The 13,082-nt window shown below is 70.2% G+C and carries 9 protein-coding genes; 4 read left to right on the forward strand and 5 right to left on the reverse strand.

The genetic code is table 11. The features are described 5' to 3' along the window. Positions 1–41: 41 nt before the first annotated feature. The 3 genes from ACZ6S8_RS34420 to ACZ6S8_RS34430 form a co-directional block, all read right to left on the reverse strand. Positions 42–2,183, reverse strand: a complete 2,142-nt coding sequence (locus ACZ6S8_RS34420) for a transposase (protein ID WP_469461676.1) — start codon at positions 2,181–2,183, stop codon at positions 42–44. Continuing rightward, positions 2,180–2,938: a TnsA-like heteromeric transposase endonuclease subunit gene (locus ACZ6S8_RS34425; RefSeq protein ID WP_469461677.1), complete on the reverse strand. Its 759-nt coding sequence runs from the start codon at positions 2,936–2,938 to the stop codon at positions 2,180–2,182. Before ACZ6S8_RS34425 ends, ACZ6S8_RS34420 begins: the two co-directional genes overlap by 4 nt. Positions 2,939–3,094: 156 nt before the next feature. After that, positions 3,095–4,492 (reverse strand): TniQ family protein, encoded by a 1,398-nt coding sequence (locus ACZ6S8_RS34430; protein ID WP_469461679.1) that lies wholly within the window; start codon positions 4,490–4,492, stop codon positions 3,095–3,097. Between the two features lie 346 nt (positions 4,493–4,838). Here ACZ6S8_RS34430 and ACZ6S8_RS34435 point away from each other — a divergent pair, with 346 nt between their 5' ends. The 4 genes from ACZ6S8_RS34435 (at position 4,839) to ACZ6S8_RS34450 (ending at position 8,572) form a co-directional block, all read left to right on the forward strand. Further along, entirely contained in the window at positions 4,839–5,060 is a 222-nt protein-coding gene (locus ACZ6S8_RS34435) for a hypothetical protein (protein WP_469461681.1), read from the forward strand. A gap of 120 nt (positions 5,061–5,180) precedes the next feature. Then, a complete protein-coding gene (locus tag ACZ6S8_RS34440) occupies positions 5,181–6,515 on the forward strand; it encodes a hypothetical protein (protein WP_469461682.1) in 1,335 nt (444 codons plus the stop codon). 81 nt (positions 6,516–6,596) lie between these two features. Further along, complete coding sequence (locus ACZ6S8_RS34445; RefSeq protein WP_469461684.1) at positions 6,597–7,757, forward strand: hypothetical protein; 1,161 nt, start codon at positions 6,597–6,599, stop codon at positions 7,755–7,757. 299 nt (positions 7,758–8,056) lie between these two features. Further along, positions 8,057–8,572, forward strand: a complete 516-nt coding sequence (locus ACZ6S8_RS34450; protein WP_469461686.1) for a hypothetical protein — start codon at positions 8,057–8,059, stop codon at positions 8,570–8,572. Between the two features lie 596 nt (positions 8,573–9,168). Here ACZ6S8_RS34450 and ACZ6S8_RS34455 read toward each other — a convergent pair. After that, on the reverse strand, positions 9,169–11,901 hold the full coding sequence (locus ACZ6S8_RS34455; RefSeq protein WP_469461688.1) for a helicase associated domain-containing protein: 2,733 nt from the start codon (positions 11,899–11,901) through the stop codon (positions 9,169–9,171). A gap of 35 nt (positions 11,902–11,936) precedes the next feature. Further along, positions 11,937–12,407, reverse strand: coding sequence for a hypothetical protein (locus ACZ6S8_RS34460; protein WP_469461689.1), 471 nt, complete (start codon positions 12,405–12,407; stop codon positions 11,937–11,939). Between the last annotated feature and the right edge of the window lie 675 nt (positions 12,408–13,082).

Here is a 13,082-nt window from a genome sequence, read left to right on the forward strand (position 1 = left end):
GGTGCCGCCTTGTGCGCTGCCCGCGCTTGGCTGGCTGGGGTTCACCATGTGGCGGCTTCCTCATGCGCGTTGTAGAGCCCGAATCCGGTGGCCGGGGCGGGACTGGCGTCGTCGTCGGGCAGGTCGTCGAGGTCGTCGATGCTGTCGTCGTTGCCTTCGTTGCCTTCGTTGCCTTCGTTGCCTTCGTTGCCTTCCTGCGCCGGGCTGTCGGCGGGTGCTTCGGTGTCGTGGTTCCCATTGCGGGCTGGGGGAAGCGGGATGTGAGCGGTGCGGGCCATGAGGGCCTGCTCCGTTTTGGTGGCGTGGCCGCTGTGGACGCGGCGCATGAGCTGGTCGAGGGCTTCGGCGAGGCTGGCTTCGTACTGCTCGGCGTCACCGTGGTTGCCGTCAACGGCCTGGGTGCGGATGTGCTGCCAGGTGCGTTCGTCGAAGGGCCGGTGGACGTGGTCGCGGTGGATCCACGGAATCTCGGTGAGTCCACCGTCGGGAAGCCGCACCCAGATCTGGCGCACGTCGTGGGGGTTGTAGTGGATCTCCCATTTCCCGCCGCGGCCGGCGACGGGGGAGGCCTGGCCGCGGTGCGGGGCGAGGAGGTCCGCGTCGTAGGTGCGGTGGTGGATGGTGATGCCGGCGGGGGTGATGGTCTGCCAGCGCACGGGGAGCAGTTCGAGGTAGTCGCGCCCGGTCAATGGGATGGGCACGTGTCCGGCGACGGCGACGAGCGCGGCCCACATCTGGTTCGGCGCGAGGGCCTTCTTGGGCATCATCGGGTGGCGCAGCCCTTCGTGGGGCCGGTGATGGTAGTGCACCAGCCACTCATCGAGGAGGTCCTGGAGCTGGGGGACGCTGTAGCAGGCGTCTTTCTCGGTGTCGGGGCCGCGGCGGGTGACGTCGGAGCCGGTGTAGCCAGGCAGGTGCTGGCAGAACAGGGCGTTGATGGAGCCGAAGGTCCGCTCGACGATGCCCTTCGCGGTGGGGGCGCGGGGCGGGGCGGGCTGGACGCTGATGCCGAGGGTCTCGCAGGCGGCGGTGAACGCGGCGGAGACGAAGACCTTGCCCCGGTCGACGACGATCGTCTCGGGCAGCACGACCGGCCGGGCCGCAGCCCCGGCCAGGCGCTCATCCAGCGTGGCCAGCCGCTGGTGGGGGAGCGTGCGGGCGTGGTCCATGCGCAGGATGTCCGGCCACGTCGGCCTGACCGGGTGGGGGACGGCCATCTCCGCCAGCAGCAGCGCTGCGTCGACGGCCTTGGTTGCGCTCGGGCACAGCACGGCGGCCAGGATGGAGCGGGTGGCGACGTCGACGGCGATAGTCAGCTCGGGCCGGGCCAGGCGCCCGTCATCGAAGAGGGCCAGAACATCCAGGCGTGTGGTGTCGACCTGGACCTGCTCGCCCGGCCGCAGCGCGGTGGCGGGCGTGAAGGCCCGCCCGTCGACGCTCGCGGGCACCTGCCGCACCGGACCACTGGGCAGTTCACCAGGCCGGGCGAGGGAGGTGACGAGCCGGTACAGCGTGGCCTGCGACGGCGCGGGCACCGTGCCGGGACCATGCCGGTCCTCCAGAATCTGGTTGATGAGCGGGAAGAGGCCGTTGATAGTGCCCTTCGAGCGGCCGCGGCGGCGGCGCAGTGCTTCGCGGACGGCGGCGACGACTCGCTCGTCGGCCCGGCCGGTGGGGCTGGAGGCGCGGATGGTGCGGTGGTCGAGCAGCCCCCACAGGCCCTGTTTGCGGTAGGCCAGGCGCATGCGTTGCACCGTGGTGCGCGATACCTGCCCGAAGCCGAGTGCGGTCAGCTCCTCGGCCTTGGCCTGCTCCCGTTTGGCCAGCGTGTGCTGTGCGGGGTCGTACTGCGGCCTCACCACTCCACCGCTGCCGGGCCCGTCGGCAAGGCCGCATTCGACTTCCCTGACGTGACCCTGCCAGACCAGGGCCTTGTTCCGCGCCGCAGCGGGTGCGGTCTCGAACAGCCCCCACTGCGGGGCCGCCTGCGGCACGTCGGCCCCGATGACGATGAAGCCAGGATCGGCGAACAGGTACCCGGCGAGCACGGCCTCACCGCCGCCGTCCGGGCCGACGAGGTGAACGGTCTGCCCGGACAGGGCCACCACCTGCCATTTCACGCCGCGGAACCGGACATGCACCCCGACCTTCACAGCCGGCCGCGCATTGCGCCGCGCGCTCACTCGGCGCCTCCCGTCTCGCCCAGACCGTCCCAGCCTCTGGGGCCGACGGGAACGCACTCGTGCAGTGGCGCCTCCAGGTCCGTCGTGAGCTGTCCGTGCCACAGAGCGTGGAAGACGACGGCAAGCACCTCGATCGGGTCACCGACAGCTTCGGCTCCCTCCAGCAGCGGCCGCGGCCGCGCGAACGCTTCCAGAACCGAGGGGATCAAACCCGGGCGGCCGGCGTTGCGGGGATGGCGGTAGCCGGCCAGCCACTTCAGATTGGCGGCCGGCACCTCGTCGAGCGGCACAAGGCGCCGGTAGGCCCAGCCGATCTCCTCACACGCCGCGCCCATCGCATCGGCAGCCCTCAAAGCACGGTCACCGCCGGCTTCCGGGTGGCTGGGGCAGTCGGCCAGCAGACCCGTGCCGTCGCGGTACCGGGCGAACAGCTGCGGCACCCAGGAACGCACCCGCCCCCGCCCATCGCGCCACAGCAGCTGTACCGGCCGCCCCGCGAGTCCGGTCACGTCAGGGTCGCGGTCCAGGACCATCAGCTGGGTACGCATCGCATTCGACCCGGCAGCTACGTGCCGCCCGGTGGTCGCCGACCACCACAGGCCCGGCCCCCAGCGCCGTCCCGGGATCACCGGGAACGCCGACACCGGCGGCAACTCCTCGAACGCCACGGTCGTGGCGGCATCAGCCCACCGCTGCTGGACCGACTGTCCCACCGGATCGAGGAACACCGCCTCGAACCCGCTCCCTTGATCCACGGCCGCTCGCCCTGCCCGGCCCCCGGGCCGGGTCGCTCCTGTGCTGATCACCTGCGTCAGCCAAGCCGCTCCCGCCAGCAGATGCCGCTGTTTTCAGGATTTCTGCCACAAACGAGTGCCCTATCAGCTAACAGTCGACGCCCCGTCCCGTCGTTCTCAGCCGCCGTCTTCTTGTTTGCCCGACGTCAGCATGCTCCTGAGGACCTCGGCGGGCATGTCCGCCCACCGGGCCACCTCCTCCAACGGGACTCCGCCGTTCACCGCCGCCACCGCGGTCCGCTTCCAGGCCGCCTCGATCAGACCGGCACTGTGCCCCAGACCGCGCAGCAGCTGCCGGGCGACCTCCGCGGTCGGCCCGCTCTGCACCCCGCGCAGCTGCAGGAGCTGCTCCTGGACGCTGTCGAGCGTGCTGGTGATCAGCATCCGCTGCTCGGCAGGTACCACCGCCCGCCACATCGTCCCCGAGCCGGGTGCCTTCTTCTCTTTGCCCAGGACCCGCAGCTGGCCGGCCATGGTGGCGGCCTGGTGTTCCTGCCGCAGCCACCACGGGTCGTTGTCGTATCCGGGCGGCCCTCCGGCTCCGCGGCGCCGGCGGATGACGCCGCCCATCCACGCGATCAGCGGCCCGCCGTGGTCCACCGCCGCCAACGGCCCCAGCCACGGCCGCCCGACCCGCTCACCGAGCCGGCGGCAGAACAACCCGTCGACGGGCAGCGCCCGCGGCCGGCCCGCACCACTGTCCCCCCACACCAGCTCGGCCATGCCCGGGTCCAGCAGCGCCTCGGCGACCGCCACCACCTCGGGGAAGACGACCGCGTCCCGCCCCACGATCCGCCACCGCTCCAGATCACCCCCAGCATCACCGCCCGCGACCAGATGCAGCCGCCGCGGCCAGACCGTCTCCCGCTCCCAGCCGTAGGCCTGCTCCCACCACCGGGCGACCACCGCCTGCGCCAGCGCGAACACCCGCGCCGGCTCTGCACCGGCCCGCACCGCCCGCCGCCCCACCGACGCCCACCGCCGCTGCGCCGCCACCACCTCCGGCAGACGCCGCACGTCCAGGTACTCACGGGGCTGGTCGGCGTCCGCGTCCAGGAGCCACCGCCCGTGCCGCACACATACCCGTTCCCGCCGCGGGACGTATCGCACCGCACGCACGGCCGTCCCTGTGCGCTGCGCCGTACACAGCCTGCAGCCGAACGCCACCGGCCCAACAACCACGCCGCCGATCCGCCACACCGCAGCCGGCGCTCCGTCCCTTCCGGCAGGCAGCTTGGCGTCTTGCTGTCCCCAGGACGGCAACGCCCGTGCCGCCACGTCCTCCCCGATGCCGCACAGGCTCGCCAGAAGTCGCCGTCCGGCAGCGTTCAGCACTACCTCGGCGTCAGCCCGGCAGGCGCCGCCCTCGTGCTTGGGCTGCTGGTTAAGCCACTGCCAGTACGACCGCAGCCCCTTCGCCTCCAACCCGTAGCGGCTGGCGATGCGGCAGATCAGCGACGAGGTCGTCTCACCCTGCAGGGGAGCGATCCGCAGGAGGCCGAGGTAAGGGGTCACTCCACCACGGTCTCGTGCTCACCGTCTTGGCGGGCGTTTTCGCAAAAGACGGCGGCCCGGGGCAGTCCGGGATGGCCCGTTTCGCCAGCGCGGAGTGCCAGCCCTTTGACCCGACCACAATGGGGCTCGACAGGGAAGGGTCCTCAGGTACCTACCTCACGACCCCTTCCTAGACTGCTAGCGACGGATGCTGACCCTGATGCTGATGCCGCCGCCCGCGATGGCGACACCGATGGCGACACCGATGGCGGCGGCCGCTCCGGTGGCTTCGGAATGGCCGGTCAGGGCACAGCAGCGACCCCTCGACACCGGCCCGCCACCTCGACAACAACGGCCGTGGCCGCGCATGGAGATCTACCCCGTCGACCAGAGCCACGTCGACGCCAAGTACAGCCGCTCCCTGAGGGACTGGTCCATCACCGTTCGGTACATCTGGCCCGACCTGGTCAGCGCCTGGGCCGCTCGGGACGAGGCGATGGTGGACGAGCTCTGGGACGACGTCATCACCGACCTCGACTCCGACTACGCCGCTTACGCGTACGTCTCCTCCGTCGGCATCGGCGCCTGATCCCCGCCCGCTGTCCCACAGCTGCGCCCCCGTCCGACAGGGTCGGGGGCGCAGCTGTGCGTGGGCCCGGATCTCCGAATTCGATGGAGTCGCGGTCAGGTGCTCAGGAAGATGGGGACCATGCCCGTGATGTTGACCGATTTGCCGCTGGACCGGTTGGACGCGCTGATCAAGCATCCCTTTCATCGGGAGACCGGTGATCGGCTGGTCAGTCTCATCCGCGATTTGCGCCAATGCCATGTCCCTGAGGACTTCGTGGCCTTCCAGGAGCAACTGCTGGTCGCCACTCTCGCGGCCAGTGAGGCACGGGCGCAGAGGTCCCGGGTGATCAAGAGGCTGAGGAAGGGCGAACGGCTTCCGGCCGACGCTCCCGAACTCGCCATCGGCGATCAGCATGACATCGAGGACTGGCGCCTGGAGTCAGATGTCCTTGAGCGCGTCGGCCGACAGCTGCGGTCGATCGGCGACGCCATGGCCTGGCGCGCGTTCGCCTACGACCGCCGCTACATCCTCGCGCTGCGCCGCAACGAGTCGCCTGGCCCGATGACCATCAACAAGGAGGGAACGCGCCATGAGATCCAGTTCGCGCAAGAGCAGTGGAGCGAGCACCGCCGTTTCGCGATGCTCCACGACCTCACCGACTGCCTGCGCATCGGCGACGCGACCGTGTTCGATCATCGAGGTGAGGACGGCGAGCGCGAGATCCTGCTGTACGAGCTCAAGACGAACCCGCGGCGGCGGGAGAGCGCGCAGCTCGTCCGCACCCGTATGGCGGCCGATGCCCTCCACACGAACGGGCCTCTGCCCGGGCACGAGAAGGCTCACCTCTTTGACACCGGCGTTCCATACAAGGCTCACCTGGACGTCCTCCGTGACGCTTTCGCATTCGCTCACCGGGACGGACTGAAGACGATCCGAGTGCCGGGGCAGCGAGGCCTGGTCGCGATGGACATTGCTGCCGCGGGCAAGAGGTGGGACATGCCCGAAGCAACACGGCAGTTCAAAACGGCCTACGAGGCGTTGCTCCGCCGTACCAGGCTGACCGGGCAGCGTGTCTGTTTCAGCAGCGGGGACCAGGCTTCTCGCAACACACTGCTGCCACCCTGGGGCATCTATCCGCTCCAACCAGCAGAGTGCGCCGGCCTCATCGCCGATGTCCTGGTCTTCACCGTCACGACATCCTCCGACGGCTTCGTCGAGGAGGCACGCAAGGCCGGGCTCGACGCGCGCTGGGTCCTGCCGGAAGGCCATGAGATGGGTCCGGACGAGGCCGTCGTGGAGATCGAGGGCTACGGGCACCGCACCACGATGACGAGATGGGAGATCGAGCGGCTGCTTCTGGAGCTGACCGACCTGCCGACCTGGGCAGAAGGCATCAAACAGCTTCTCCGCCGAGGCCCGGCTGGCTGGCAGCCGTGGCCGCACTTCCCCGACGAGCACCTGATATGGGACTGACTCCGATTCCTGCGCCGTGCCGTCGCTGAGTGAGGAAAACCGATAGGTCGGCGTGGGCGCGTCGTGGCTACGCTCGCGGTCATGAGGACTCTTGCCGACTACGGCTGGCTACCGGACCACCAGCTGCACGTGGTGCCCACCCTTGCCCATGTGGACCAGCTGATCGCCGACGTTACGCGGATCGTTCACGACTACACCGACCAAGGTCCGCTGACCCTTACGGAGGTTGTGCACGGCGATCGGGCCCACGTCGAGTTGACCGCCATTGCACCGATACCCGAGTTGATGCCCCGCCTTGTGGCGGACGCCCTCACCCAACTCCGTGCCGCTCTGGAGCACACCCTGTACGCAGAGGTCGAGTACCTCCTGAAGCGTCCTCTCACTGACCGGGAAGCGCGGACCATCGAGATGCCGGCCTACACGGACCAGGCCGGCTTCGACGCCTGGCTCGCACACGGGCGCCGACGCCAACTGCCGCCACTTGCCGCCGGCGCTGTGCTCGCCGAACGCATTCGAGGACTACAGCCTTTCCAGCGCCGCGACGCCGACGACCACCCACTCCGGCTCCTTGCCGAGCACACCAACCTGGCCAAGCACCGCACTCCAGCAGTTGCAGCCATCCGCCTCGGTGCTGTCTATCCCGACCGCGAACACCCCGATCTCACCGTCGCCCTCCCCCTGGAGCTCAACCCCCAGCCCGGACATGGCCTGCCTCTCCAACCTGGAGACGTTCTGGCCAGCGGTCCCCGCAACGCTCGCATCGAGCTGTCGATCGTCCCGCCCGTTTGCTTGCAGCGTCCCCATACCGGGGTGTGGAACATCGCGCTGAAGGAACTGGGATACCTCGAAGACTGGGTCCGGACCACGGCCATCCCGATCCTCATCACTGGGTCCCGCCAGGACATCCCGATCCCGCCTCAGCTCGACATCACGATCGGACACAGCGATCTCCGACGCGCGCTCCTGTCGGCAGGAGCCGTGCCTGCAGTACAAAGGGGCGCTCTGAGCATCCAGGCCACAATGGCGCGCCGTGATCTTCCGGAGATCCTTTCCATGCCGCCGGTGAACGCCGACCCAAAGACGATCACGCCATGGGTGTCGTCCCTGGATGACGCGACAGTTATGGGTACGGTCGGCCGTATCGCACGGGTGAATTCTGATCCGAAGGCTCTGCTGCACTATCTAGGTGAGCTGTGTGCTGAGGCTCAAGCCTTCCAGAGCCAGGTCCGAGACAAAGAATAGGAACGGCAAGGCCTGATCCACGTGCGGCTCGGAGGGGTGTACGGGGTGGTGGCTGGGCTGGGGTGTTGCGGGTCTCGGGGGATGCCAACCCGTCGGCGACGTCGCCGACGGCTTCGGACGCTGACCCGAACCCCTGCGCAGGACGGCAGCGCGACTCTGGAGGATCGGCGAGACGCCTCCAGGTCGGCTCACGTAGGCACCCGATCCGGCGGTTCTGTGGCCTCGACGCCGCACGCCTCAGCACCGGTTGAATTGGAGCAGGGGGAGCGCCGTCGGGAATCTGCGGTACACCTGACGGCATGAAGCTGAAAGACCTCAGCCCCCTGATGAAGCGCCGCCGAGCCGGCGGTCTCAGCTACGGCTACGACCGCTTTCGTATCGACCCGGCCGTGGCCCCGCTTCAGTGGCCGGACGACGTCCTGGAACAGTTCCTCTATGACTTCGGCGACGACGACCACTTCGTGACCGACTACGGCAGCCTCGACCTGCGTGAGATCACCTGGCGGCTTGAGACGATCCCGTCTGCGGACTTCCATAGGATGCCCACTGGAGCCTCCGACGCCGGCTGTATCGAGGAGTTCGCCGAGAACCCGGTGCACTGGGTCCAGAACCGGCCCCGAGAGGTCGGCCGGCACTGGGAAGAGCACGGGACGTGGCTGCGCCCGCCGCTCCTGATCGACCGGCGTCTCCTGGGCCCGCCCAGCAGCGGGTTGCAGGTCGTGGAGGGTCGAACCCGCGTCGGCGTCCTGCGCGGCCGCCTGCGCGAAGGACTGCACGTGGCGCCTGACCACCAGGCATGGGTCGGACGCCCCTGAGAATGTCTCCCGCACCGTCATGGACCCGATTCGGGCATCGCCCGGAGTCCTACCGGTGGGCCAGGGTAACTTGACGGAGGCGCCCCGGCCCGGGACGGTCGGTGTGCCCCGGGTTCCTGAGCGAAGCGCACGTCCGATAGCGACACTGTCCTCGCCGTTAGGCAGTGGCAGACCGCGGTTCTTGGTCGCTGTTGGCGTGCTGCTGAAGGAGAAGGATCTCTCCGCACAGGTGTGAAGTGCCGTTGCAGTGCCACTGAGGAGATGTCGGCACTGAGTCAGTGCCAGGTATGCGAGATGGGCCCTCTGACCTGTAGTTGAAGGTGATGCCCTTGGTGGCGGCTGCTGACACATGTAAAGGATGAGCGTAGAAGAGGACGCGGAGCGGCACCGGCCGAAGACGCCAACCACGCAAAAGGGCCGGGTAGTCGTGGACCGGGCTGCGGTGATCGGGCCGGGAACGCTGCGGCAGCCGTTCTGCTGAACGTGGCCGCCTGCAGTCCGCACCCGCTGCGTACGCCTGACGTACGCTTCACGCCGTCGGGCGGGCCGTACGGCCGGTGGCCTACACCGCCATCGCTCGGCGCGGCCTGCGCCCGTTACCGCGCCCAGCCGACGCCCAGTTCGGCGAGCGCGGCGAGCTGCTCCGCGGTGAGCTTGTCCCGCCGGCTCTTGGTGTTCGAGACCCACACCCCCAACTTCACCGGTACCGGCTCCGCCTCGCCGTCGACCGCGATCTCCACGACCGCGCCGCGCGGTACCGGCCGGTCCGCGCCTTCCCGCTCGACGTACTGCGTGAGGGCGGCCAGGCCCCGCCAGAACGCCTGCTGCGCCTTGGACGTGTCCTTCGCAGCGGGCGCGGCCACCGGGGTGGGAGACGGGGCCTCAGGGGCGTTGATGCCGAGCGCGGTCAGTCGCTCGCGCTGCCCGGCCGACAGCTGCGCCCAGGTGCCCGGGTGCTGCTGCCGCCACCTCCACGTACCGATGTCGTCGCCGTCGTGGACGACGCCCGGCGCGATGTGGGGCAGGACGCCGTCGGCGTCGACCAGGTCGGCGAGCACGCGGTAGTGGCGTTGCCAGTTCAGCGGCCACGGGCAGTTCCAGTCCGGGTCGATCGCCGTCAGCTGCTCCGCGCGCACGGCGGCCCGTTCCGGGTCCTTGCCCAGGCCGCCCTTCCTCCGGAGGTTGGCCATGTGCTGGCCGATGGGCACCATCGCCTCGCCCTCGACCTCGCCCCACACGGCGTCCTGCCGTGGCGCGAGGTGCCCGGTCGCCCGCCGGAACGAGCGGAGCGCGGCCAGCTTGGCCTCCCACGCCTCCTCACCCGGCTCCCACACCATCCCGGCCTCCGGCGCGTTCAGCAGCGTCTTGCGCCGCTCCTCCAGCTCACCGGCCCGCAGCGCTTTCCGCTGCTGGTGCACCCACCGCCCAAGGGGAAAATCCTTCGTGACCCCCACCTCAACCTCGACGTCATAGGGCACGGCGTAGACGCCGGTGACCCCGTTCTCCACCCGCCACCGCAGCAGGGCCTGGTAGCCCTCCAGCCAGACCAGGGACTCGGGCCGATAGACGCGCGTACGGAGGAACGCGGCGATCGTCGCGGGGTCGCGCGGGCTGGAGAAGTGCAGCAGCGCCGACTCGGCCGCGGCATCGGCACCGCGCTGCCCCCGATCCCCGGCGTCCTCCCCGGCGCCGCCCCCGGTCCCGTCGCCGGCCGCGGCCGCGGCGCTGGTGATCCGGCCGTTCTCGTCGCGCTGGATGTGGACGGCCCGTTCGTGCCGTCCCCGCGACAGGGCTCGGGAGGCGAGTTGCTCGACGAGGCGGGCGTCGTGCGAGCGCAGGCCCTGGAGCACGGCTACCAGGGGTGCGTACGACGCCGAGGCGACCATGTCGCCTGGGTTCTCCCCCTGCTCCAGGAAGACCGGCACGATGATCCGGGCGACCTTGGTCGTGCCGTCCGGGTTGGGCCGGAGCGCGCGGCCGATGTTCTGCACGATCTCGACCTGGGAGCCGCGGGTGTCCGCGAAACAGACGGCCTCCACACCTCGTTCGCCGGTGATGTCGACCCCCTCCCCGAGGACGCGTACGGACGCGAGGAACGCCCGGTGCACCCGCCGGCCTTCGGCGTCGATGCCGTTGGCGAACTGCCGCAGGGTCTCGCGCCGCTCGGCGACAAGGTGGTCCCCACACAGCCACGCTGCCCACACCCGGTCCGGGGGGACATGCCGGCCGGTCTCCAGCTCGTACGGCTCGGCGCCGATCGAGGAGCGGGGGAGCAACGCCGCCTGCTCCATGGCGGCCTCGGCCACCCCACCGTCCGTGCCAGCCGCGGCGTACAGCTCAGCGGCGGTTGCCGGGAGCTTGGCCGCGAACGCGGCGGCTTCCTCGACCCGCTGGTGGAACGTCATGACGGTCTTGAGGTTGTGCCGGGCCGCGTGTTCCAGGAGCGCGGCCTGGAGCAGGGCCAGGCGCCGGCCCCGCAGGGCTTCCTCCGAGATCCCGAGGATGGGGTCGGGGTCGCGGATCTCCAGCACGTCGATCTCGAACCCGGCGAGGATCCCCCGCTCCACCGCCTCCGACAGCCCCAGCTCCGCGCCCGGGAGCCACGCCCCGTAGGTGCCGTCGGGATCGTCCGCCATGCTTGCGATCTCCAGCTCGGACCCGCTCGTGCCCTTCCGCGGCCGCGGCGCGGCGAGGATCCGGGGGGTGGCGGTCATGTAGAGCCGGAAGGCGGCCGGAATCCGCATGTTGTCGTGGACCGCGGCCCATGGACGCCCCAGGTCCCCCGCGGTGGAGTGCGCCTCGTCCACCACCGCGAGGTCGAATCCGTTGAGCCGCTGCCCGTACAGCCGGTCCCCGCCCGCCAGCGCGGCCTCCAGCGGCCCCCGTACCTTCCCCGCGCCGGCCGGGTCCTCGACGTCCTCCCGGTCCACCAGCGAGGCGTACGTGGCGAACACGACCACCGGCCCCGCCCCGGCCCACAGGGCGAGCTGGATCGGGTTCGTGGTCGTACGCACCCCGAGCTGCTCCAGGACCACATCGTTCTCCAGCGAGCACACCGCGACCATCGGCGCCCGGTGCCCGACCCGGCGCCACGCCTGCGCGGTCTGCACGAGGAGGTCCAGGGTCGGCACGGTGACGAGGATCCGGCCGCCGGGGAAGCACTCCAGCGCCGACGCGGCGGCCATGATCGTCTTCCCCGAACCGGTCGCGGACACGATCGTGCCCCGCGCCCCCTGAGCGGGCACAAAAGATCTTGCAGGAAATCCAACCCATTTACGGAACGCCGACTTCTGCGCAACCTGATGTTCCCTGAGCTGAATCACAGACATTCCGCTGGCCTCCGACGACTAATTTGGGTGGGTTTTCAGACGGTCGTGGTGGGCGAGAAAGGCGGTACGGACACCGTGCCGTCCTCGCCGACCACGACCCGCTCGGCGAGCTGCGCCAGCACCTCGACGGGCTGCATACCAGCCCGGGTGGCCACCGCCCGGATCAGCCGGCCGGAGCCCGCGGACAGCCACAGCTCCGTACGCAGCTCGTCCCGCTCCTCCCGGCGCCGCGCCAGCTGCGCGGCATGCGCGGCCAGGACGGCCTGCCGCCGTTCATCACGCTCCCGCGCCCACTCGGAGCCCTGGACGTCCCGCTCCGGCTCGTACGCGTCCCACCCGGAGGCGTCCATCAGGAGGCTGACGCGCCGCCACTCGCGGTGCTTCGCCGCCCAGACCGCGGCCAGCCGCTCCGGCTCCGACTCGTACGCGGAGAAGTCCCCGCCGGGCAGGACCCGCTTCGTCTCCCGCTCCCTGACCGCGGCCTCCGAGATCCGCTCCGCAACCACAGCCCTGGTCAGACCGTCTCCCTGGCGCCGAACCGAATCCCGTGCCACGTCGTCAGCACTCCACATGCCCACCGGCTCCTTTTCAGAGGAAAACTGATTGCTGCCGAGACGGTCTGCGGATGTCCCGTGTTTCCACCAACGATACATGCACTGCATCTACTCGATGCAGTCACTACAGCGGAACCCGACACGAACGAGTCGCCCCACCCTCCAGCCCACGGCCAGGCCCACGCGGCGGACCCCCCGAAGGCGTCAACCGGGGGCGAAGCGGGCCGCCGGAGACTCGACTGCCACCCAGCCCCCGTCACCCTGTCAGTGCCTGGAGCTAGCCTCTGAATGTTGGGCCGGCCTGACACCGCTTCGCGGAGTACGCGGCCAAGGGGGGTGGCTCAGAAGAGTCCGCCGCCAAGCAGGCAAGGCTCCGCGGGTCTCATGTAGCTGGAACCCCACCCCCCTTCCAACAATCAGAACGCCCCGCTCGAGAACGCAGGCCTAGAAGCCCAAGACCCGCAGACCCAGACCGCCCCCTCCCGTAGCCAGCCGCCCGCGAAGCGGGCCAGGCCCGGGGAGCGAAGCGGACCGGGCCCCGCCTGAAGCGCAGCGGAAGGCGGTCACCGACCGCGCGCAGCGCGGCCGGTGACCCTCAGTCACCCCCGAAGCGCAGCGCAGGGGGTG

It is taken from the genome of Streptomyces sp. NPDC048461 (assembly GCF_055587105.1).